Source organism: Methylobacterium sp. 391_Methyba4, from assembly GCF_029691625.1.
Taxonomy (GTDB): Bacteria; Pseudomonadota; Alphaproteobacteria; order Rhizobiales; family Beijerinckiaceae; genus Methylobacterium; species Methylobacterium fujisawaense.
In genome coordinates, this window is the sequence record NZ_CP121475.1 from 2,515,615 (window position 1) to 2,538,323 (window position 22,709).

At 73.0% G+C, this 22,709-nt stretch carries 17 protein-coding genes; 9 read left to right on the forward strand and 8 right to left on the reverse strand.

The annotated features are described in order from the left end of the window. Positions 1-171 precede the first annotated feature (171 nt). Positions 172-1,146 carry a helix-turn-helix domain-containing protein gene (locus P9K36_RS11675; RefSeq protein ID WP_236962128.1) on the forward strand — a complete coding sequence of 325 codons (975 nt, stop codon included), beginning with the start codon at positions 172-174 and terminating at the stop codon, positions 1,144-1,146. 32 nt (positions 1,147-1,178) lie between these two features. Here the strand turns inward: P9K36_RS11675 and P9K36_RS11680 are convergent, their stop codons facing one another. Next, positions 1,179-1,586, reverse strand: a complete 408-nt coding sequence (locus P9K36_RS11680; protein WP_043347415.1) for a hypothetical protein — start codon at positions 1,584-1,586, stop codon at positions 1,179-1,181. 335 nt (positions 1,587-1,921) lie between these two features. Between P9K36_RS11680 and P9K36_RS11685 the strand changes: the two genes are divergently transcribed. Then, positions 1,922-3,097 (forward strand): VWA domain-containing protein, encoded by a 1,176-nt coding sequence (locus P9K36_RS11685; protein ID WP_043757158.1) that lies wholly within the window; start codon positions 1,922-1,924, stop codon positions 3,095-3,097. Between the two features lie 219 nt (positions 3,098-3,316). Here the strand turns inward: P9K36_RS11685 and P9K36_RS11690 are convergent, their stop codons facing one another. Both P9K36_RS11690 and P9K36_RS11695 read right to left on the reverse strand, forming a co-directional pair. Next, positions 3,317-3,637: a 2Fe-2S iron-sulfur cluster-binding protein gene (locus P9K36_RS11690; protein ID WP_043347410.1), complete on the reverse strand. Its 321-nt coding sequence runs from the start codon at positions 3,635-3,637 to the stop codon at positions 3,317-3,319. A 134-nt stretch (positions 3,638-3,771) separates the two neighbouring features. Further along, positions 3,772-4,092: an Hpt domain-containing protein gene (locus P9K36_RS11695; RefSeq protein ID WP_043347408.1), complete on the reverse strand. Its 321-nt coding sequence runs from the start codon at positions 4,090-4,092 to the stop codon at positions 3,772-3,774. A gap of 290 nt (positions 4,093-4,382) precedes the next feature. Here P9K36_RS11695 and P9K36_RS11700 point away from each other — a divergent pair, with 290 nt between their 5' ends. After that, a complete protein-coding gene (locus P9K36_RS11700) occupies positions 4,383-11,858 on the forward strand; it encodes a hypothetical protein (RefSeq protein WP_043757160.1) in 7,476 nt (2,491 codons plus the stop codon). Positions 11,859-12,073: 215 nt separating this feature from the next. Here P9K36_RS11700 and P9K36_RS11705 read toward each other — a convergent pair whose 3' ends face one another. Both P9K36_RS11705 and P9K36_RS11710 read right to left on the reverse strand, forming a co-directional pair. Then, positions 12,074-12,514, reverse strand: coding sequence for a DUF1489 domain-containing protein (locus P9K36_RS11705; RefSeq protein ID WP_043757161.1), 441 nt, complete (start codon positions 12,512-12,514; stop codon positions 12,074-12,076). Between the two features lie 148 nt (positions 12,515-12,662). Next, complete coding sequence (locus P9K36_RS11710; RefSeq protein ID WP_043757162.1) at positions 12,663-13,790, reverse strand: hypothetical protein; 1,128 nt, start codon at positions 13,788-13,790, stop codon at positions 12,663-12,665. A gap of 137 nt (positions 13,791-13,927) precedes the next feature. On the opposite strand from P9K36_RS11710, the gene P9K36_RS11715 reads away from it, so the two are divergent. From P9K36_RS11715 to P9K36_RS11735, 5 genes are all read left to right on the forward strand, one after another. Continuing rightward, positions 13,928-15,103: an MFS transporter gene (locus tag P9K36_RS11715; RefSeq protein WP_278307106.1), complete on the forward strand. Its 1,176-nt coding sequence runs from the start codon at positions 13,928-13,930 to the stop codon at positions 15,101-15,103. 51 nt (positions 15,104-15,154) lie between these two features. After that, positions 15,155-16,306, forward strand: coding sequence for an MlaE family lipid ABC transporter permease subunit (locus P9K36_RS11720; protein ID WP_170861811.1), 1,152 nt, complete (start codon positions 15,155-15,157; stop codon positions 16,304-16,306). 10 nt (positions 16,307-16,316) lie between these two features. Further along, on the forward strand, positions 16,317-17,102 hold the full coding sequence (locus P9K36_RS11725) for an ABC transporter ATP-binding protein (protein WP_170861809.1): 786 nt from the start codon (positions 16,317-16,319) through the stop codon (positions 17,100-17,102). 107 nt (positions 17,103-17,209) lie between these two features. Continuing rightward, positions 17,210-18,292, forward strand: a complete 1,083-nt coding sequence (locus P9K36_RS11730) for an MlaD family protein (protein ID WP_043757166.1) — start codon at positions 17,210-17,212, stop codon at positions 18,290-18,292. A 121-nt stretch (positions 18,293-18,413) separates the two neighbouring features. Next, complete coding sequence (locus P9K36_RS11735) at positions 18,414-18,995, forward strand: ABC-type transport auxiliary lipoprotein family protein (protein WP_043382003.1); 582 nt, start codon at positions 18,414-18,416, stop codon at positions 18,993-18,995. Positions 18,996-19,002: 7 nt separating this feature from the next. Here the strand turns inward: P9K36_RS11735 and P9K36_RS11740 are convergent, their stop codons facing one another. The 3 genes from P9K36_RS11740 to P9K36_RS11750 form a co-directional block, all read right to left on the reverse strand. Next, positions 19,003-19,629 (reverse strand): XRE family transcriptional regulator, encoded by a 627-nt coding sequence (locus tag P9K36_RS11740; RefSeq protein ID WP_043355842.1) that lies wholly within the window; start codon positions 19,627-19,629, stop codon positions 19,003-19,005. Positions 19,630-19,753: 124 nt separating this feature from the next. Continuing rightward, complete coding sequence (thiD, locus tag P9K36_RS11745; protein WP_043757169.1) at positions 19,754-20,569, reverse strand: bifunctional hydroxymethylpyrimidine kinase/phosphomethylpyrimidine kinase; 816 nt, start codon at positions 20,567-20,569, stop codon at positions 19,754-19,756. Further along, positions 20,566-21,276, reverse strand: a complete 711-nt coding sequence (locus P9K36_RS11750; protein ID WP_278307107.1) for a thiamine phosphate synthase — start codon at positions 21,274-21,276, stop codon at positions 20,566-20,568. Before P9K36_RS11750 ends, thiD begins: the two co-directional genes overlap by 4 nt. Positions 21,277-21,475: 199 nt before the next feature. Here P9K36_RS11750 and P9K36_RS11755 point away from each other — a divergent pair, with 199 nt between their 5' ends. Next, positions 21,476-22,471 carry a membrane protein gene (locus P9K36_RS11755; protein WP_043757173.1) on the forward strand — a complete coding sequence of 332 codons (996 nt, stop codon included), beginning with the start codon at positions 21,476-21,478 and terminating at the stop codon, positions 22,469-22,471. Positions 22,472-22,709 lie beyond the last annotated feature (238 nt).

Consider the following 22,709-nt stretch of genomic DNA (forward strand, 5'->3'; position numbering starts at 1 on the left):
TGTTCTGCGCGTCACGTAACGTTCAACCGGCGGCGCAAGACCGGCTCGCCATCCGGGTCTTCCCGCCGATCCGTGCGTGCGGCGTCGAGCGAGGTCGCGATGTATGAGGGGGACGGCCGATTTCCGCGGGTCGGCGGTGATCGGGACATATCAGAATACGCGACCGTGCGGATGAACACGGACGCGGTGCCGCTCCAGACACGTTTCGATTACTGGGTTGAGGCATGCCGAACCATGTTCGGCAGTTTCGAGTTCGTGGATCTGGACCGAAAGAACTTTCGCGCCGCGTTGAACACTCTGACCGTCGACAACCTCACGATCGCGCACTACGTCGGATCGCCCCACGCCATGGTCCGGACGCGGTCTCACATCCGGTCGTCGGATAACGATTTCTATCTCGTCATCCTGGCGTCGGAGCGGACCTTCAATCTGGATCACGGTCAATACCATCGATCCAGTACCGGCGGGATCTCGCTCCTGGACAACACTCAGCCCTTCCTGGGTGCCCATCCTGAAGGCTTGGATATCATCAATGTCTTCATCCCGCGGGCCGTGCTGGAGCTGGCGATGGGGCCGGCCCGGTGCCTGACGGGATTGTCGATCGACGCGACGCAGACCAGCTTTCCTATCATCGTCTCGTACCTGTCCGCGCTGATCAAGCACGGCGCAACCCTCGATCCGGCCTGCCAGGCGCGCGTGGCTGCGATTGCCGTCCAACTCATCGCGGCCGGCTTTGCGGAGAAAGTGGAGTCCGACGCGCCCCGGTCCCTGGGCGGCGCCGCGATCCTGAGCCGGGCGCGGGCTTTCATCATCGACCATATCGGCGTCGAGGGCCTGTCGATCAACGATGTCGCGGCCGCGCTCAATATCTCGGTCCGCCGGCTTCAGGAGGTGGCCAGCGCGGAGAACATCGCACTGATGGACTGGATGTGGGAGCGCCGTCTGCAATTGGCGCACGCGAAGCTGGCCGATCCGGTCAACGGCGTCGTGCCGGTCGGCCTGATCGCGTATCAATGCGGGTTCGCCAGCCAGGCGCACTTCTCCCGCCGCTTCAAGGAGCGCTTCGGGCAGACGCCGACGGAGTACAAGGTCGCGTCCGGACTCACGCGGGCGGCACGCGCCGCCGCGGCGGCCGGCATGGCCTGAAGCGGGCCGGTGCGCGCAAGCCGCGGATGCCGTCAGATCAGGGCGGGCTGCGCGTCCTCGTGCTTGGGCCGCCGCGTCACGCGGCTGCGCGGCGCCGGCTCGAACCCGTCGGCGAAGCTGCACCGGTAGACCAGCTCGTCCGCCGGCCCGAGGCCGGTGACCAGGGGCACCGTCACGGTGTCGCCGGAGAAGCGCCAGCCGCGGGCGCCCTTGTCCCAGTAGAGCCAGACCGTGCCGGGATAGCCGCGCAGGGTGAAGACCGCCGCCTTGCGCGACAGGGCCTGCACCGCCCGAGGGGCATACATGCCCTTGTCGCGATACGCGTCCCGGGTCGCCTCCGGCTGGCGATCCATGAAGGTGTTGCGCACCAGCTGAATCGTCGCCCCCGGCTTCCCGAGAAACCGCTTGAATTCCGTCAGATTCCGCAGGATGACCGCCATCGCAGGTCTCCTCGCCAGTCCGGTCCGGACCGCGTCGCCGCGTCCGCACACACTCGATGCCCCGAGTTGAGCGATTCCCATGACCGAATGAGTGACCGGGCGAGGCTTGTCCGGGCACATATCAACAGATTCGACAACTTATACCCAGGTTATGAGTCCCATCGGCCCGGAGAGACTCGCTTCGGCCCGAGATCCGGCCGCGTCGACGACGATGAATCTTGTCGACCATCGCCGAAGACTCGAAATCCGGCCCAGAAAGTCCTGCGCCGCCCGGCGCGGCCTTGGCCGATTCGCGCGGGCTTGACCCAGGCGCCCGGCTGGCGCGTTCTCCCGGGATGCTGCTGCAGTTCTTCACGGCCCTCCGGGACGCCAAGGTCCCCGTCTCCCTGAAGGAGTACCTCATCCTGCTCGGCGCCCTGGACCGGGGCCTCGCCGGGCACGATGTCGAGGCGTTCTACTTCCTGTCGCGGACGGCGCTCGTGAAGGACGAGGCGCATCTCGACCGGTTCGACCGGGTGTTCGGCACGGTGTTCAAGGGGCTTCAGACCCTCGGCGAGGCGGTCGAGCCCGCGGCGATCCCCGAGGAGTGGCTACGCAAGCTCACCGAGAAGTACCTGACCGAGGCCGAGAAGGCGGAGTTGAAGGCGCTCGGCTGGGACACGCTGTTCGAGACCCTGAAGCAGCGGCTCGCCGAGCAGAAGGGGCGCCACCAGGGCGGCTCGAAATGGATCGGCACCGGCGGGACGTCGCCCTTCGGCGCCTACGGCTACAACCCCGAGGGGATCCGGATCGGCCAGGACGGGAACCGCAACTTCCGGGCGGTGAAGGTCTGGGACAAGCGGGAATTCAAGGATCTCGACGACGACCGCGAGATCGGCGCGCGCAACCTACGCCTCGCCCTCCGGCGCCTGCGCCGCTTCGCCCGGACGGGGGCGGCCGAGGAACTCGACCTCGACGGCACGATCCGGGCGAGCGCCCGCCAGGGCTATATCGACGTGAAGCTGCGGCCGGAGCGGCGCAATGCCGTGAAGGTGCTGCTGTTCCTCGATGTCGGCGGCTCGATGGACTGGCACATCGCGCAGGCGGAGGCGCTGTTCTCGGCGGCGCGCTCGGAGTTCAAGCACCTCGCGCATTACTACTTCCACAACTGCCCCTACGAGGCGGTCTGGACCGAGAACCGGCGGCGGCACGAGGCGCAGACGCCGCTGCTCGACGTGATCCGCACCTATGGCAGCGACTACCGGCTCGTCTTCGTGGGCGACGCCTCGATGAGCCCCTACGAGATCGCGACGCCGGGCGGCTCGGTGGAGCACTGGAACGCGGAGGCCGGCGCCGTCTGGATGCAGCGGCTCCTCGACCATTTCCCGAAGGCGGCGTGGCTGAACCCGGTGCCCGAGACGCACTGGGGCTACACCCAGTCGATCGGCATGATGCAGCGGCTGATCGCCGGCCGGATGTTCCCCCTCACCCTGGACGGGCTCGACGCGGCGGCCCGGGCGCTGGTGCGGTGAGGCTCGGTATGCCCCGGCTTCGTCGCGCCGATCCGCGGCCTCATCCTGAGGTGCCCGCGTCTGCGGGCCTCGAAGGCGGGCGCGAGGGACCGCGGCGCTGACTGGAGGGCTCCTGCGAGGCCTCCGCTGCGCTCCGGCGCCTCAGGATGAGGGTGCGGCTGGGAGGATCGGGACGCTCCGCGACATCGTGGCCCGGCCGCTCCGCGATCGGAGGGCCTGTCAGCCCTGCTGGGACGGCGTCGTCACCACGAGTCCGTCGAGCGCCGGGGTGATCTTAATCTGGCAGGACAGGCGGGAATTCTCGCGGACGTCGCTGGCGAAGTCGAGCATGTCCTGCTCCATGTCCTGGGCCTTGCCGACCACCTCGATCCACGCGTCGGCGACGTAGACGTGGCAGGTGGCGCAGGCGCAGGCGCCGCCGCACTCCGCGTCGATGCCCGGCACGTTGTTGCGCAGAGCCGTCTCCATCACGGTCGCGCCGACGCTGCCTTCGACGGTCCGCTCCGTCCCGGCGTGGTCGACGTAGGTGATCTTGGGCATGCTGGGGGCTCCGGGCTCGCGTCGAGCGCACTCTGTCCGACGGGCGGCGTGCCTGCTTGGCGGCTGGAAACGCGGAATGCAAGCGCGGCATTAGACACCGGTCCCGGATCGATCGCCGCATTGCGGCGACCCCGTCAGGCCCGGGCCTCCGCGATCTCCGCCAGCGCCTGCGCGACCGCGTCGGCGAGGTCGTCGACCGGCACGGGCCCGGTGCCGTCCCGCAGGCGCGCCTCCGCGGCATCCGCCAGGGCCCGCACGCGCACGGCCCCGACGCCGGCGGCCGAGCCCTTCAGGGTATGGGCGAGGTCGGCGCGCGCGTCCCGCGGCACGGCCGGGTCGGCGAGGCGCGGCAGGATCGACCGGCACTGGCCGGCGAACAGATCCAGGACCTCACGGGCCAGCTCGGCGTCGCCACCGGTCTGGGCGTCCAGTTCCGCGGGGTCGATGGCCTGCATGCTCGGGCTCCCGGCATCCGGATTCGTCGGGGATTGCGGATCTGATCCACACAATTCACCCCCTGATTCGCCGGGTGGGGATCGCGCCGGACCCCTCCCGTGCGGCAGGATGGTGGACGCGGTGAGCGACGGGCGCGGTAACCATTCGGTTAACGTTTTCTGGGGCCAGTCGAGGGCTCGGGTATCGGCAGTCGCTGCCTGAGTTTAGTCTTGTAATGGTAAACGGGGCGTTGCGTCTCCGGCATCAGCCTTCCCCAAGGCGTCGGTGAACCCGTGTAACGAGGCGTTGAATGGCGACCGAGAAGAAGCTGAAGGACCCGGCCGAGGCCGCGCTCTCTGCGATCGAGCAGGCGCTGAACCTCGACGCCCTGACGCCGAACGGCACCGATGGCCGCGCCGAGCCGCGCCTGCCCGATGTGGGTGACGCCGAGCCGCTGCTCGACGGCGGCCTCGATGCCGCCGGGCGGACCATGCCGCCGCGCCTCGATCTCGACCCGCCGCTCGCCTCCGACCTGCCGCCGCCGGGCCTGGACCGCCCGCGCCGCGAGGGCGGGCTCCTGCCCCCCGACCGCTCGCTGGTGGCCAACGACGACCGGCGCAACATCGGCATCCTGCAGCAGACCCTGCGGGTGCGCTCCTCGCCCAAGCCCTACCTGCTCGCGCTCGCCGCCGGCGCCGTCTGGATCGGCGCCCTGGTGCTGATCGCGTGGTCGAAGTCCGAGGGCGACCTGCGCGCCGTCGTGTCGGGGCTCTCCGCCCTGCAGGCGAGCGTCGGCGCCGCGGCGCTGTTCGGCCCGGTGGTGCTGTTCGTGATCGCCGCCATGCTGGCGGTGCGCGCCCAGGAGATGCGCCTCGTCGCCCGTGCGGTGGGCGAGGTCGCGGTGCGTCTGGCCGAGCCCGAGAGCTTCTCCACCGACGCGGTCCTGACCATGTCGCAAACCGTGCGCCGCGAGGTGGCGGCGGTGGGCGACGGCGTCGAGCGGGCGCTCGCCCGGGCCGGCGAGCTGGAGACCCTGGTCCGGGGCGAGATCGCCACCCTGGAGCGGGCCTATTCCGACAACGAGATCCGCATCCGCTCCCTCGTGGACGAGCTGGTGGCCCAGCGCGAGGCGATCGTCACCAACGCCGACCGGGTGCGCAGCGCCATTGCCGGCTCCCACCAGAGCCTGAGCCAGGACCTGGAAGGCGCCTCGGACCGGATCGTCTCGGCCGTGACCGGCGCGGGTGAGCGGGTGACCGGCGCCCTGGAGACCCGCGGCGCCGCGATCACCGCCTCCCTGGGCGAGGCCGGCGACCGGGTGGTCAACCTCATGACCGCCCGCGGCAGCGACCTCGTCGACACCCTCGCGGCCACCAGCCAGGAGGTGCGCGGCGCCATCCAGGAGGTCGGCGAGACCCTGACCCGCAGCTTCGAGGATCGCGCCGGCGCGGCGACCGGCGCCTTCCAGGCCGCCGGCACCACCCTGGCCGATCGCCTGTCCGAGAATGCCGGCGCCCTCACCCGGACCCTGGAGGAGACCGGCAGCCGCGTCAGCGACGCGCTGGAGCGCCAGGCCGGCACCGTGCGCGAGAGCTTCGAGCGATCCGTGACGGGGCTGGAATCCGTCTTCCTGTCCCGGGGCTCGGAGCTGACCGAGCGCTTCGGCGCGATGGGCGCCGACATCACCGCCCGCTTCGCCGAGACCGGCTCGGCCCTCACCCAGGACATCGCCGGCCGCGGCCTCGCGCTGCGCGCCGAGATCGAGAGCGCCGGCCTGTCGGTCGCCGAGACGATCGAGGGCCGCGGGCGCGATGCCCAGGCTGCCCTGGCGCTGGCGGCCAGCGGCGCCGGTGAGACCCTGACGGCCCGTGCCGGCGCCGTGCGCGACGACCTCGTCGGCACCGCCGAGCGGATCGCCGAAGGGCTGTCGGAGCGCGGAAGCGCCCTCGCCGAGCGGATGGACGGCATCGCGGCGCGCCTCGACGAGACCGTGACGGTCCGGGCCGCGGACCTGGAGCACCGGGTCGCCGCCGCGGCTGAGCAGGCCGGCGGCAGCATCGCGCACCGGACCGAGACGGTGGCGGCGCGCCTGGAGGCCGCCTTCGCGGCCCTGGGCCAGGGCTTCGAGGCGGGGGCCTCCTCGGCGGTCCAATCCCTGCGGGGCACCGTCGAGAGCCTGTCGGGCGAGATCGACGGCCGCACCGCCGAGGCGGTCGCGGCGCTCCAGCGCGGGGCCGAGGCGGCCACCAGCGCCCTGCGCGGCACGACCGACGAGGCCACCGGCGCGGTCGAGGCCCGGACTTTGGAGGCCGTGCGGGTGTTCGAGCGCCGGGTCGCGGATTCCGCCACCACCCTGTCGGCGCGCACCGAGGAGGCCGCCGCGGCTCTGCGCGCCGCCGCCGATCAGGCCGGCCAGGCCGCCGAGACGCAGACGCGGGATGCCGCCGCCCGGCTCACCGCGGCCCTGGAGACCCTGCGCACCGCCTCCGGCGAGGTCACCGGCGCCGTGGAGGCCGAGACCGCGATCCTCACCGCCCGGTTCCGCGACGCCGCCGACCGCGCCGGCACGGAACTCGGCGAGCGCGGCACGGCCGCCGTATCGGCCGTCCGCGCCGCGCTCGACGACCTCAACCGCGAACTCGCCGCCCGGACCGGCGACGCCACCGGCAGCCTCGCCGAGGCCGCCCGCGCGATCTCGGCCGACCTCGCCGCCCGGATCGGCGAGATGGAAGCGGCCTTCGGCGCGCATGGCCGCGGCGTCGCCGAGCTGCTCGCCAGCCATGCCGACGAGACCCAGGCCCGGATCAGCGGCACCGGCCGCGACATCGTGCTCGCCGTGGCGAGCCAGGGCGCCCGCATCGCCGACACCCTCAGCCAGACCGGTGCGAGCTTCGCCGAGACCGCCGACGGCCGGGTCCGGGCGATCGACGAGACGCTGGGCAGCCGCCTCGCCGCCCTGCAGGAGACCATCGCCCGCGGCGACATCCTGGCCGACCGGATCGGCCGTGACACCGCCGCCCTCGGCGAGACCGTCGGCGCCCGTCTGGAGGAGATGGACCGGCTCCTCACCGGCAAGGGCGAGGCCGTGGCTGAGACGATCACGGCCCGGGCCCGCGAGGCCGGCAGCCTGATCGAGACCCATCTCGGGGGCCTGGAGACGCGCTCCGCGGAGCGGGCCGCCGCGATCGCCGCCACCGTGGCCGACCTCGTCGGCCAGATCGACGGTCATCTCGGAAGCCGCACCAGCGCGGCGGACGAGGCGCTGCGCGCCCGGACCGACGAGATGGCGCGGGTCATGGCCGAGGGCCATCGCGGCCTGATGGAGATGCTGGAGGGCCGCACCAACGGCCTCGGCCAGGACATCGCCCGGCACACGGGCGAGATCGCTCGCCGGATCGAGGAGAGCGCCGGCCATTTCGACACCGGCGTCATCGGCCGCCTGCAGGCGATCGCCGAGACCCTGGACGAGCGTGCCCGCCTCGTGGACGAGAGCTTCGGCGTGCAGGCCTTCGAGGCGATCCGCCTCATCGAGGCGCGCACCCGCGCGGTGGACGAGGAGCTGGCCGGCCGGACCCGCGACCTCGTGGCGATGATCGCCGATCGGACCGGCGGCCTCGACGGCGCCATGGCCGAGCGCGTCCGCGCCCTCACCGGCACCATCGAGGAGGCCACCCGCGGCCTCGAGTCCGCGCTGGCGAACCGTGCGGAGTCGATGGTCCGGCTGGTGGACGAGCGCACCGAGAGCGCCGACGCGGCTTTGACCGCCCGCACCGAGGCCGTGCACGCCGCCTTCGCCGAGCGCGCCGACCTCCTCGGCCGTCTCATCGACGAGCGCATCGCCGCCATGTCGGGCGAGCTCGACGAGAAGGGCCGCGCCGTGTTCGGGGCGATCGGCGGCCGGATCACCGAGCTGGCCCGTCTGCTCGACCGCGGCGGCACCTCCCTCGCCGAGCTGATCGACCAGCGCGGCGACAGCGTGCTCGCAAAGCTCCAGCAGACCATCGCGGATGCCGAGCGGATGCTCGATGCCGGCGAGGGCCGCCTGGGCCACACCCTGTCGAGCCGCACCGCCGACATCAGCGGCCTGCTCGACGAGGGCGTGCGCTCGGTCCACACCCTGCTGGACGACCGGACCAACCAGATCCGCGTCATGCTGGACGACCACGCCGGCACCCTGGCCGCCACCCTCGACGGCCGCATGGGCCCGATCCACGCCGCGCTGGACGGCCGCGGGCAGGCGCTGGTCACCGCACTGGAGGGCGCGTTCGGCTCCGCCAGCGGCGCCCTGGACGAACGGACCCGCCAGCTCGGCAGCCTGTTCGACGAGCGGCTCGGCCATCTCGAGAGCCTGGTCGACGGCCGCGGCAACCGCCTCGCCGACACCCTCACCGCCCGGGCCCAGGCCCTGCGCACCCTGTTCGAGGAGGCCCAGGCGGCCCTCGACGGCGTGGTCGAGGGCGGCGGCGGCCGCTTCGCAGCCACGGTCGATGCCCGCATCCAATCCCTGCGCGCGGTGCTGGAGGAGGCGCCCGCCGCCGTCTCGGCGCTGGTCGAGACCCGCGAGCGCCAGCTCGCCGCCACCCTCGACGCGCGCACGCAGCGCCTGCAGACCCTCTTCGAGGAGGCTCAGGCCGGCCTGCGCGACCTCGTGGACGGACGCGGCCAGGACGTCGCCGACGCCATCGCGGCCCGGACCGAGGGCCTGCGCGCGACCCTCGACGCGGCACCCGCCCAGATGGCGGACCTGCTGGATTCCCGCCTCTCGGACCTTCAGGGCCTGTTCGAGCGGGCGCAGGGCGAGATCGACCGCCTCGTGGACAACCGCGGCCGCCAGATCGCCGGGACCATCGAGCACCGCACCCAGGCGCTCCAGGCGACCATCGAGGGGGTGAACCCGGCCATCGCCGGCCTGCTCGAGGAGCGCGAGAACCGGCTCGCCGAAACTCTCAAGGAGCGGACGGGCGAGTTGCAGACCCTGTTCGATCGGGTGCAGAACCGCCTCGGCGCGCTGGTCGAAGGTACCGGCCGCGACGTGTCCGAGCGGGTCGACGCGCGCATCGAGACCCTGCGGTCGACCTTCGAGCAGGCGCGCGCGTCCATCGAGGGGCTTCTGGAGGACCGCAGCCAGGCCCTGGTGGCGGCGGCCGAGGGCCGTACCGGCGCCCTCGTGGAGGTCTTCGACACCCGGCTGCGGGATCTCGACGGCGTCATCGAAGGTCGCACCGGCGCCCTGGTTCAGACCTTCGACGCCCGGCTGCGCGACCTCGACGGCGTCGTCCGAGGCCGTACCGGCGCTCTGGTCGAGACCTTCGACACCCGGCTGCGCGATTTCGACGGCGTCGTCGAGGGTCGTACTGGCGCCCTGGTCGAGGCCTTCGACACCCGGCTGCGGGATCTCGACGGCATCGTCGAGGGCCGCACCGCGGCCCTGGCGCAGGCCGTGGAGGCGCAGAGCGAGGCCCTGGCCCGTGGCGTCGACGCCCGCGCCGATGCCTTCACACAGCGCATCGACAGCCGCATGCGGCTGTTCGCGACCCTGGTGGCGCAGCGCGCCGACACCCTGGCCACCGCCTTCGACGACCGCCACGAGGCCTTCGCGGGCCTGATGGACGAGCGCACGGCGTCCCTGGTCGCCGCCCTCGACGAGCGGGCGCGGGCCCATGCCGAGCAGGTCGACGCCCACAACGCGGCGCTGGCCGAGACCCTCAGCCGCCGCGAGGCCGCGCTCGCCGGCCTGATCGACGCCCGCACCGAGGCCCTCGGGGCCGGGTTCGAGCGCCGTGCCACGGCGCTCGGCGCCCTGGTGGATGCCCGCGGCGAGGCCCTGTCCCGCCGCCTCGCCGAGAGCGCCGAGACCCTGGTACGCGCCATCGAGGAGCGCGGCGGCGCGCTCGTCGCCAGCGTCGAGGGCAGCGGCCGCGCGGTCGGCGACAGCCTGGAGGGCCATGTCGAGCGCCTGCGCGGCGCCATCGACGGGCCGATGATGGACCTGTCCCGGGCGCTCGCGGACCGGGCCGAGGCGATCGAGCGGGCGCTCGCCGAGACCGGCGTGCCCCTGGCCGAGAGCCTGCGGGCGCGGACCGAGGAACTGGCCGTGCAGTCGCGGGCCTCGGCCGAGCTGCTGCGCGCCGCCGTCGAGGACGGCGCGGGCCGCACCCTCTCGGAGCTGTTCGAGACCAACGACCGGATGGGTCGCGAACTCGGCAGCCTGCTGCAGCGGATCGAGGCTGCCAACACCGCGCTCACCGACCTCGTGGCCGGGGCCGACACCAACCTCGGCGCGATCGAGCGGGGTCTCGCCGGCCGGATCGAGCAGGTCCAGGGGGCCCTGGAGCGCATCGCCGCCGAGACCGGTCGCGCCAGCGCCGGCGTCTCGGCCCAGGTCGAGGCCCTGCGCGGCGCCGCCGACGGGGCGCTCAGCGAGGCCTCGCGCCTCGCCGAGACCCTCGACGGCCGCGGCCGTTCCCTCGGCGAGCAGACCGCCGCGCACGTGGCGGCCCTCGACCGGGCCGCGGCCTCCCTGGCGGCCATCGAGGAGCGCCTGGACTCGGCCCTGTCGGGCCGCGAGACCAAGCTCACCGAGGCGCTGGCCACCTTCGAGGCCCGGGCCGCCGCCCTGGAGCAGAACGGCAACGCCCTGGCGCAGACCATCGAGCAGACCCTGCGCGCCGCCGAGGAGCGGGCCCGCAGCGTCGGCGAGTCCCTGGCCCAGTCGGCCCAGGGCGCCGGGGCCTCGGTGACGAGCGCCTTCGCCGACCTGAAGGACAGCGCCAGCGCCGAGGGCGAGAAGGCCGCCCAGGGCGTCCGGCAGGTCATCGAGGAGGCGGCCCGCGAGATGCGCAGCGGCTTCCAGGAGGCCCAGGCCAGCTTCGGCGATTCCTTCTCGGCTCTGCGCGAGATGGCGGGCTCGATCCGCGGCGAACTCGACGCGACCCGCGCCGAACTCGCCAAGGGCGTCCTCGAGCTGCCGCGCGAGACGCAGGATGCCACCGGCGAGATGCGCCGGGTGGTGGCGGACCAGATCAAGGCGCTCAACGAGCTGTCGTCCCTGGTCTCCCGCTCCGGTCGCTCGGTCGACGTCGCCCAGCCGCAGGCCCAGCCCCAGCGCCGGGTCGCGGAAGGCGGGGGCCGCGCCGTCGCGGCCGCGTCCGCCGCGGCCCCCGCGGCCGCGCCTTCGGTCGCGCCTTCGGCCGCACCGGCGGCCTCCGCCGCCCCGGCGCTCCCGGCCCCCGCGGCGGCGCGCGCCGCCCCGGCCCGGATCGAGGCGCCCCGCCCCTCCGCGACCGCCCGCCCGGCACAGGCCGGCGACAAGCGCGGCTGGCTGTCCGACCTGCTGACCCGCGCCTCGCTGGACGACGACGAGGAGGAGGTGCCCGCTGCCGACGCGCCGGCCCCCGCACAGCCGGCCCGCCGGCCCGCGGTGGCGGCCGCCGAGACCGGGCGGATCGCCCTCGACACGATCTCGACCGACATCGCCAAGATGATCGAGCATCGGACCGCGGTCGACCTGTGGGAGCGGTACCGCCGGGGCGAGCCGAACCTGTTCGACCCGCGGATCTACACGCCGCAGGGCCGGGCGACCTTCGCGGAGATCCAGCGCCGGTACCGGTCGGATGCGGAGTTCCGCCGCAGCGTCGACCGCTACGTCAGCGAGTTCGAGCGCCTGCTCGGCGACGTGGTCAAGAACGACAGCGACGCCAAGCGCACCGATGCCTACCTGACCTCCGAGACCGGCAAGGTCTACACGATGCTGGCCCATGCCAGCGGGCGCTTCGACGGGGCGTAGGACGGATCCCGCCGGGGCCGAGATGGCTCCGGCGGCTTGCAGGCCGGGGTGAGAGCTGTCCCACCCTCTCTCTCACCTGAGGGGCCCGCGGCAGCAGGCCTCGCAGGGATGCAGGGATCGCAGCGCCGTCTGGAGGGCTTCCTTCGCGGCCACCGCCGTGCGCCGGGGCCTCAGGAGGGCGTGCGGGGGACTGAGCGGTGGGGGGCGCTACATCCTCACAGCAGGCCGAGGCCGACCAGCTCGCGCCGCAGGGCCTCGGGCATCTCGGCGAGGTCCCCCGACGCCTCGGCGCCGAGGTCGGCCGGCGCGTCGCGCGCCGTGAGGTAGCGCCAGCCCTGGAAGGGCCGGCAGGGCCGGGGCGCCACCGGGACGAGGCGCGGATCGAAGACCAACCGGCAGCGCGGGATGCCGTCCTCGCCGGTCAGCGGTTCGATCGCGGTGATCGCCTGCCGGCAGGACAGAGTCCCCCGGATCACCCAGTAGATCGAGCCGTGCCCGGTGATCTCCCGGTGGCGCTTGGGCAGGGTGCGGGTGACGTGGAACGGGGCCGCGGGCCGGCCGTCCCGGAGCGCCTCCTCCCGGAACCGGGCCTGCCGGGCCTCGAGGTCGGCGATGGTGGCGGGGCCGACGCAGAGCTTGATCAGGTGCAGGGCCACGGACGTGCTTGCTCGGGATTGCCGGGGGCGGCCCTGATAGCAGGGTCCGCGTCGGGACGCGCCTGCCGAACCGCCTCAGGCGGATGCGGCGGCGCGGTCTTCCATGCGCGCGGATGGCCGGCGCCGCGTCGGCCTCGCTCGGAAGTCGTCAGGCGAACAGGGCGAGCCGCTGCTCCGGCGTTAGCGCCGCGATCTCGGCGAAGCTCAGGGCCGGATCCTCCGGCGGCATGGCCGGCTCGGGGGCCGCCGCGACGGCCTCGCCCCAGGCCAGATCGGCCATATCCGCTCCGAGCGGGGCGTGGGGCTCCGGCGCGGCGTCGGGCTCCGGCGCGGCCTCGGCGAAGGTGCCGGTGTCAGGGGGCGAGACAGTCTCGGGCTCGTCGGCCAACCCGGGAACGGTGTCCAGGTCGGCCACCAGGTCGGCCACCAATTCGATCTCGTCGACCGGCGCCGCGACGGCCTCCGGCTCGGAATCCGCGACCCGCTCCGGTGCTTCCGCATCCGGCTCGGCCTCCGCCGAGACCGGGAGGAACACCAGATCCTCGTGGAGCGCCGGGCTGCCGGGGCGCGCCACGAGGGCGGCCACCGTGATGGCCGGTACGTCCATGGCGATGTAGCGGTCGACGTCGCTCTGGTTCAGATCGGCCGGCTCGCCGGCCGGCCGCGCGCTCCGGTGGGGCGGCACCCGCACCGCGTCCTCGCCCCAGATGGCGATCATCGCGGAGACCCGGTCCTCCAGGTAGCGCAGGGTGTAGACGATCCGGGCGGTGCGCTGCGCGGTCAGGTCCTGGAAGGAGCAGGCGGTGTAGATCGCGGTGGCGTGGCGGTCGAGGGCGTCGCAGGCCTGCGCGTCGGCCCCATGCTCGCGGAGGGTCCAGGCCGCCTCCTGGATCGACTCGGCGGCGCTGAGGATGTCGGAGGTGGCCTGCTCGGTCTCGCGCACGATGGCGTCGAGGGCGAGCGACGCCTGCGTCAGCCGGGTCTCGTCGCTGTTCGGGGCGTTGAGCGCCGCGATCTCGCCCTTGGTCCGGCTGATCGCGTCGGCCATGTCGAGAAGGTTGCCGCGCAGGTGGCCGAAAGCCTCCTGCCCGCGGTCGGCGGTGACGCTCCGCTCCAGCCGTGCGATCGCTCCGAGCAGCACCTCGGTTTCGGGGCCCCGGTTGCGCCGGGCGTATTCGGCGAGGAACCAGCGGCCGCGCTCGCTGGCGCTGATCGTCGCCTCAATCGCCTCGTACTCGGCCGACGCATGCGCGCTCGGAGTCACGGAACCGAACATGGGCCTCTCTGGACGCTGGCGGCGGGCGCGGTAGCGGCCCGCCCAGGTGCGCGCCAATCCCCGGGAATTTGACAGACTCCCTTTAACGGGCGCTTACGGACGGCCTACGCCCCCCGCCCCTCCCGTCGAGACCCGCCTTGCCCCGCCCGTCCGGCCCGGCGCGCCTGTCGCTGCTCTACGCCGTGGTGTTCACCGAGATCGGCATCGCGATGCCGTTCATGCCCCTGTGGCTCGACGCCCTGGGCCTCGATGCAAGCGTGATCGGCCTCCTGCTCGCGCTGCCGATCGCCACGCGGATCGCCGCCACGGCCCCGCTCATGAGCCTGCTCGACCGGGGCCTGGGCCCGCGCCGGCTGATCCTGCTCGGCAGCCTCGCGCTCAGCCTGACCTACGCGTTGATGCCCGCCGCAGCCGGGATCGCCTGGCCGTGGCTCGCCGCGCTCATCGTGCTCAACGCGGTCGCCGGCGCGCCCCTCGTGCCCTGCATCGACTACCTGACCCTCGCGGCCGTGCGCGGGGATTCCCGCCTCGCCTATTCGCGGATCCGGATGGCGGGCTCCGTCGCGTTCCTGCTGGCGAACCTCGCGGGCGGAGTGCTTCTGACGGCGCTGGGCGGGCGGCTCGCCGTGCCGCTGCTGCTGACCGGCCTCGCCCTCGGCGCGGCGCTGGTGGCGTGGCGCAGCCGCGCGGTGGCGGCCCTGCCGCCGTCCGCGGCGGGAGCCGGCCGGCCGCGGCTGCCGCTGAAGCTGTGGCTATGCATCGGCGCGGCGGCCGCGATCCAGGCGAGCCACGGGGCGATCTACGGGTTCGGCAGCATCTACTGGATCAGCCAGGGGATCCCGGCGGCCTGGGTCGGCTCGCTCTGGGCGACCGGGGTGCTCGCCGAGATCGCCCTGTTCGCCGCTCTGCCCGCCATGCCCGCCGCCTGGCGCAGCCCGGTGCGGCTCCTCGGTGCCGGGGCCGTCGCGGCGATCCTGCGGTCGGTCGGCATGTTCCTCCTCGGCGACCATCTCGCCGCGCTGGTGCCGCTGCAATGCCTCCACGGCCTGACCTTCGGGGCGACGCAACTCGGCGCCATGGCGGCGGTCTCGGCCTACGCCCCGGACGGCGCCCGGGGCCGGGCGCAGGGCACGCTCAGCGCGGTCAATGCCGGGATCTCGGTGGTCGCGACCCTGGGCAGCGGCGTCGCCTACCGGGCCGGCGGCCCCCTCGCCTTCCTGCTCATGGCGCCGCTCGCCGCCGCGGGCCTGGGGCTCGCCCTGGCCTCACGCCGCGCTTCAGGGGTGAGGTTGGAGACGGATCGTCAACCGTAATGTCGTCATAACCGCCGGGCAGGGTGGTGCCTCGATCGAGGAGTATGGGTGTTGCTGAGCGAGGGCACTGTTCCCGGCGCCTTGGCCGGCGCCGCGCTGCGGGACCGGACGGCCGACGGCCGTCTGACGCTCGACGGCCGCTGGACCGCCGACCAGGGCCCGGCCGTCGAGGCCGCGGCCGCGGGCATCGCGGCGGCCGGCCGCGCCGGGCCGGTGGCGGTCGACCTGTCGGCCATCGAGCGCCTCGACACCCTCGGCGCCTGGGTTCTGGAGCGGACCCGCGCCGAGATCGAGCAGGCGGGGGGCGCCCTCACCTATCTCAACGCACGGCCGGAGCACCGCACCCTTCTGGGGGAGGTTCGCCTGCGCGAGCCGGACGCGCCGCCGCCCCGGCGGCACGGCCCGGTCGTCGGCCTTCTCGATGCCACCGGGCGCCAGACGGTGCAGGGCGGCCATGAATTCGTCACCGCCCTCGCCTTCCTCGGCGAGCTGATCGCCGCCTGCGGACGCGTCGCCCTGCGGCCCGGCACGTTCCGCGGCAACGCCCTGATCAACCAGATCCAGCAGGTGGCGCTCAACGGCACGCCGATCATCGTGCTGATCTCGTTCCTGGTGGGCGGCATCGTCGCCCAGCAGGGGATCTTCCAGCTCCAGCGCTTCGGCGCCCAGACCTTCGTGGTCAACCTGATCGGCCTGCTGATCCTGCGCGAGATGGGCGTGCTGCTCACCTCGATCATGGTCGCCGGCCGCTCCGGCTCGGCGATCACCGCCGAGATCGGCTCCATGCGCATGCGCGAGGAGGTGGACGCGCTCCGGGTCATGGGCCTCGACCCCGTCGAGATTCTGATCGTGCCCCGGGTGCTCGCCCTGATGATCGGCCTGCCGATGCTGACGCTGATCGGCGACCTCGCGGCGCTCGCCGGCGGCGGCCTCACCGCGATGCTCTATGGCGGCCTGACCCTCGACCAGTTCCTGGTCCGGCTCCAGGCGGCGGTGGGCGTCCACCACGTCATGGTCGGCCTGATCAAGGCGCCGTTCATGGCGCTGACCATCGGGGTGATCGCCACGATCGAGGGTTTCGCGGTCGAAGGCTCGGCGGAATCGCTCGGCCGCCACGTCACCGCGTCGGTGGTGAAGTCCATCTTCATGGTCATCGTCCTCGATGGCCTGTTCGCGGTGTTCTTCGCCGCGATCGACTTCTGAGGCCGACCCGATGACCGCCCCCGCCCCGATCATCCGCGTGCGCGACCTCGTGGTCGGATTCCGCGACCGCAACATCCTGAAGGGTCTGAGCCTCGACATCCGCGCCGGTGAGATCCTCGGCTTCGTCGGGCCCTCGGGCCAGGGCAAGTCGGTGCTCACCCGGACGATCCTGGGCCTCAACCCGAAGCGGGCCGGCACGATCGAGGTGTTCGGCCGGGACGTCGACGAGCTCACCTACGCGGAGCGGCGCCGGATGGAGCAGCGCTGGGGCGTGCTGTTCCAGCAGGGGGCCCTGTTCTCGGCGCTCACCGTCAAGCAGAACATCCAGGTGCCGATGCGCGAGCACCTGAACCTGTCCGAACGCCTCCTCGACGAGTTCGCCCGGCTCAAGATCGAGATGGTCGGCCTGAAGCCCGATGCGGCCGACAAGCTGCCCTCGGAGCTGTCGGGCGGCATGATCAAGCGCGCGGCGCTCGCCCGCTCCCTGGCCCTCGACCCCGAGATCCTGTTCCTCGACGAGCCGACCTCGGGCCTCGACCCGATCGGTGCCGGCGAGTTCGACGACCTCGTCTCGACCCTCAAGGAAACGCTGGGCCTGACCGTCTTCATGGTCACCCACGACCTCGACAGCCTCTACACCGCCTGCGACCGCATCGCGGCGCTCGGCGACGGCCAGATCATCGCCGCCGGCACGATCGACGAGATGCTGGCGAGCGACCATCCCTGGCTGCGCTCCTACTTCCACGGCAAGCGTGCCCGGACCATCGCGACGGGCGGCGCATCGGCTCATGCCTGACCCGATGCCTGATCACCGTCCCACCCAGATCCCGCCCTGCTCCCCTCCGGGGGCCGGGGCCACAGGCCCGGCCGCATCCCCGCCGGCCAGAACCGCAGGTTGAGCGCATGGAAACCCGCGCGAACTACGCCCTCATCGGGGCCTTCACCATCGCCGTCATCCTGGCGGGCTTCGGCACCGTGCTGTGGCTCTCCGGCGGCTCGTCGCGGCAGGTCAGCCAGATCGTCCGCATCGTCTTCTCCGGCTCGGTCGGGGGGCTCTCGCGCGGATCGAGCGTGAACTTCAACGGCATCAAGGTCGGCGAGGTCACCGATATCCGCCTCGCTCCGCAGGATCCCCGCCGGGTGCTCGCCACGATCAAGGTCGATCCCGCGACCCCGCTCCGGGCCGACACCCGCGCCCGCCTCGACTCGGCGATGCTCACCGGCGTCTCGGTGATCTCCCTGTCGGGCGGCAACGCCGACGCGCCGGTGCTGACCCCGATGGCCAACGGCGAGCCGCCGACCATCTTCGCCGATTCCTCCGACATGCAGGACATGATGGCACTGGCCCGTCAGGTGGCGCAGCGGGCCGACGACATGCTCGCTCGCCTGGACAGGCTCGTCTCCGCCAACGAGGGGGCGATCAACCGGTCGCTGTCCAATGTCGAGACCTTCTCCAAGACGCTCGCCGATGCCGGCCCCAACATCTCCGCCCTGGTCAAGGCGGTGGACGGTGCGAAGCTCGGCCGCGTGATCGACAATGCCGACCGCTTCTCGGCGGCCCTGTCCAAGGCCAGCCCCGACATCGAGGCGGGCCTGCACGACGCCCGGCTTCTCGCCGGCAAGCTCAGCGCCTCGGCCGACAAGATCGACGCGGTGCTCAACGGCGCCGAGAGCTTCCTGGGCTCGGCCTCCGGCCAGGAGGGCTCCAGCACCTTCTCGGAGATCCGCGCGGCGGCGATCTCGGTGCGCGACGCCGGCAAGGCGTTCCGGACCATGTCGGAGAACCTCGACAAGCGCACCGCCAGCATCGCGACCAGTTTCGGACGGCTCAGCGGCACCGGCCGCCGGGAGGTGGAGGCCCTGTCGGGGGACGGGCAGCGGACCCTGAGCACCCTCAACCGCACGGTGCGCAGCCTGGAGCGCGACCCGAGCCAGGTGATCTTCGGCGGCAAGCCATCGTTGCCCGAATACAACGGTGGGCGCTGAAAGCGCGCGGGGCCGGACGGATGTGTCCCGGCGCACGGCACGGATGCCGCAGCGGATTAGTTTTAACCGCATAGCTTTTACAGCTCCGCTGCTCGCCGGCGGAGTTTCTCAGGTCATGTGTATGGTCCGCTCGTCCCACATCCTCGCCGCCGCGCTGTTCGCCGCCCTCCTGGGCGGCTGCGGCGGCGGTGTGGCGCCCCTCACCTTCGACCTCGCGGCGCTGCCCCCCGCGGGCCGGCCGATCGCGGCCGGCCGTTCGATCGTGGTGTCGGAGCCGGTTGGGATCCAGCCCTTCGAGGCCGACCGGATCATCGTGCGCGAGAACGGCGGGGCGCTGTCCTTCCTGGGCGGCGGCCAATGGGCCGACCGGCTGCCGCGCCTGATCCAGACGCGGCTCATCCAGAGCCTGGAGAATTCCGGCCGGCTCCGCTCGGTGAGTCGCCCCGGCGACAAGGTCGTGGCCGACTACCAGCTGATCAGCGAGATCCGCGCCTTCGATGTCCAGGCCGCGACCGGCGAGGCGGTGGTCGACCTGTCGCTGAAGCTCGTGGCCGACGGCACCGGCAAGGTCGCCGCCGCTCGGATCTTCACGGCCCGGGTCCCGGTGTCCAAGATCGATGCCGGAAACGGCGCCCGCGCCCTCGATCAGGCGCTGGTGACCGTGCTCGCCGACGTGGTGCGGTGGGTGAACAGCGGGCGGTGAAACCGCCTCACTCCATCACGGCGGCCTTCATGATCACCACCATGGTGGCCCGGGCCGGGCCGTCCGTGCAGCGGATGAGGTGGGGCCGGTCGCAGCGGTAGCGCAGGGTCTCGCCGGCCCGCGCGCGCTGCACGCTGCCGCCGATCTCGACCTCGAACGCGCCCTCGGCGACCGACAGCGATTCCACCGAGCCGCGCTGGTGCGGGTCCGAGTCGAGGACGCCGCCGAGATCCGCCGTGACCTCGTACCATTGCAGCCACTCGATCGTCTTGAGCCAGCCGATGATCGCGAGCCGCACCTTCCCGTCCTCGGAGACGAGGATCGGCGTGTCGGCCCGGGAGGTCTTCTCGATGAAGGGCTCCTCGTCGCCCGCCGCCAGCACCCGCTCGATGGACACGTCCAGCGCCTGCGACAGGCGCCAGATGGTCGCGAGGGTCGGATTGGTCTCGTTGCGCTCGATCTGGCTGATGATCGATTTGGCCACACCGGACTGCTCGGCGAGTTCCGAGAGCGACAGGTTGTAGGCCTTGCGCAGCCGCTGGATGGTCTTGCCGAGCTGCCCGGAGAGCGCCTGCGCGCCGGTCAGCAGGTCGCGCCCGCGCCCCCGGTCGGGCCGTTCCGCCTGATCCTGCATCGTCACCGGTCCGCCTGTACCGTTCCGTTATCCGAACGATCGTGCGCTTCTTCAAACGCAATCGCCGCCCGGTTGCAAGGCGGCGGGCGGCGGGGGCGCGGGAAAGTGCCGGCTCGGGCGCGACCTACGACCAGAGAGCGTGGAAGTGATGAACCGGCCCGTGGCCCGTCCCGACCGCGAGCTGGTCGGCGGCGGCGAGGGCGGCCGTGAGGTAAGCCTTGGCGGCCGCCACCGCCTCAGGCAGATCCAGGCCCTGGGCGAGTCCCGCCGCCACCGCGGCCGAGAGCGTGCAGCCGGTGCCGTGGGTGTTGGCCGTCGCGATCCGCGGCGCCGAGAGGGTGCGCAGGGTGCCGTCCGCCGTGACGAGGTGGTCGATGCTCTCGCGCCCCACGCCGTGGCCGCCCTTGATCAGCACCGCCCGGGCGCCCAGCCCCACGAGCCGCCGGGCCTGGGCCACGATCGTCGCCGCGTCCGTGGCGACGGCCTCGCCGAGGAGCACCGCCGCCTCCGGCAGGTTGGGGGTGATCAGATCGGCCCGCGGCAGCAGCCGCTCGCGGAGCGTCGCCACGGCCGCGTCCGCGATCAGCCGGTCGCCGCTCGTGGCGACCATCACGGGATCGAGGACGACCGGGATCGCCCCGGCGTGGCGCGCCAGCCCCTCGGCCACGGCGGCGATCACGGCCACCTGCGACAGCATGCCGATCTTCACGGCCTTCACGGCGAGGTCGGAGAACACGCTGTCGATCTGCCGGGTGACGAAGTCCGGCGGCACGTCGTGGATGCCCTGGACCCCCGTCGTGTTCTGCGCGGTCAGCGCCGTGATCACGCTGGCCCCGTAGACGCCGAGCGCCGAGAAGGTCTTGAGGTCCGCCTGGATGCCGGCGCCCCCGCCGGAATCCGAGCCCGCGATCGTCACCGCGATGGGCGCGGGGTCGCTCATCGCGAGGCCGCCCGCTCCGCCAGGGCGGCGTCGATCCGCGCGCGCAGGTCGCGGGCGCGCTGGCGCACCGAGTCCGCGCCGAACAGGGCGGTGATCACCGCGACGCCGTCCGCCCCCGCGGCGATCACCGCGGCGGCGTTGTCCAGGCCGATCCCCGCGATGGCGCCGAGCGGCAGGTCCGCCCCGCGGGCGAGGCGGGCGCGGAAGGCGATGCTGGCAAAGCCGTCGAGGCCCACGGGCGGGTCGGGATTGTCCTTGCTGGTGGTGGCGAACACGCCGCCGATGCAGGCGTAGTCGACGGGAAGCCGGTACAGCTCGTCCGCCTGGGCGGCCTTCTCGAGGGTGAGACCGATGATCGCGCCCTCCCCCAGGAGGCGGCGGGCATCCGCCGGATGGAGGTCGCTCTGGCCGAGATGCACCCCGTCCGCGCCTGCGGCGAGGGCGAGGTCGACGCGGTCGTTGACGAGGACCGGGACCCGGCCGCCCACGGCTTCCAGGATCGCCCGGATCCGCCCCAGGGCGGCGCGGGCATCGGCGATGTCCTTCTCGCGGTACTGGAGCAGGGTGCAGCCCCCGGCCACCGCTTCGGCGCCGAGTTCAGCCAGCCACGCCCCGTCGGCGCCGCAGACGCCGACGTCGAGGAGGCCGTAGAGTCGCAGGTCGACCGCCTGTCTCCCGGTCGATGCGGCGCTGGCGCTGGCTGGCATCGCTGTCGCTGTATCCTCGTTCCGGCAGAACCGCCCCGGCGGCGTCCGCGCCGGTCCCTCCCTGTTTGGGCAGGCATCGGCGCGTTGGCAAGCGCACGGGGCCGCTCCGTCCGACAGCGGCGTTGACGCGCGGCGATCCTGTCCCCCTATAGGTGGGATCCGCTCCGGCGCGTCCCGGGGGAGAGGCGGTCGAGGAACGATGAAGGGTGCCGCGGCGCAGACGGATGCGCGGGGGGCGCAGGCCTCGCCGGAGCGCTCCTCCGTAGGCCTCGTCGCGGTGATCGTCGCCGCGACCAAGGGGGAGCCGCGCGCCCTGACGATCCGCGTGCCCGACCAGGCACCGGGCCGGGGCGACGGCCTGCCGGCCGGCCCGCTGGTCCCCGAGCACGCGACCCTGGAACGGGGCCTGCGCGCCTGGGTGGAGCGGCAGACGCACCAGCGTCTGGGCTACGTGGAGCAGCTCTATACCTTCGGCGACCGGGACCGCTCCGGCACGGCGAACCTGTCCGGCGTGCATTCGCTCTCGGTGGCCTATCTGGCGCTCGTTCGCGAGGAGCGGCCGGCCGGCTTGGCCGAGGCCGCGTGGCAGAACTGGTACCGCTACCTGCCCTACGAGGATTTCCGCCAGGGGCGCCCCCGCCAGCTCGACGCCATCGAGGCGCGGCTCGCCGCCTGGGCGTCCGAGCCCGAGGATTGCGCTACCCGGACCCGCCGCCTGGACCGCCTCGGCCTGACCTTCGGCATGAACGGCGGCACGTGGAACGAGGAGCGTGTCCTGGAGCGCTACGAGTTGCTGTTCGAGGCCGGTCTGATCCCGGAGGCGAAGGGCAATCCCGGTCCGGCCCTCCCGAACGACCCGACCGGCGTGCCCATGGCCTTCGACCACCGGCGGGTGCTCGCCACCGCGATCGGCCGGCTCCGGGGCAAGATCAAGTATCGCCCGGTGGTGTTCGAGCTGATGCCGCCGGAATTCACCCTGCTCCAGCTCCAGCGCACCGTGGAGGCCCTGTCGGGGACGCAGCTGCACAAGCAGAATTTCCGCCGTCTCGTGGCGCAGCAGGGACTGGTGGAGGAGACCGAGAGCGTCACCAGCGGCGCCGCCGGCCGGCCGGCGCGGCTCGTGCGCTTCCGCCGGGAGGTGCTGCTGGAGCGGCCCGCCCCGGGGTTGCGGCTGCCGTCGCGGCGGGTGGGCTGACGAACGGGATCGATCCTACCGTCGCGCCAGGATGCCGAGGCCCAGGCCGGCGGTGCGCCGTAGGCCGCCCCCCAGGCCTTCAGCCTGTCCTGGCCGGCCCGGCCGTCGAAGACGCGGTCGGCGAAGCTGTCGGCGCGCCCCTCCGGCAGGCCGGACGGGACGGCGTTCGTCAGGACGAGGGTGTGGAAACCGGCCTCCGGATAGAGCGACACGAGGATCTGCGCGCCAGTGCTGAAGG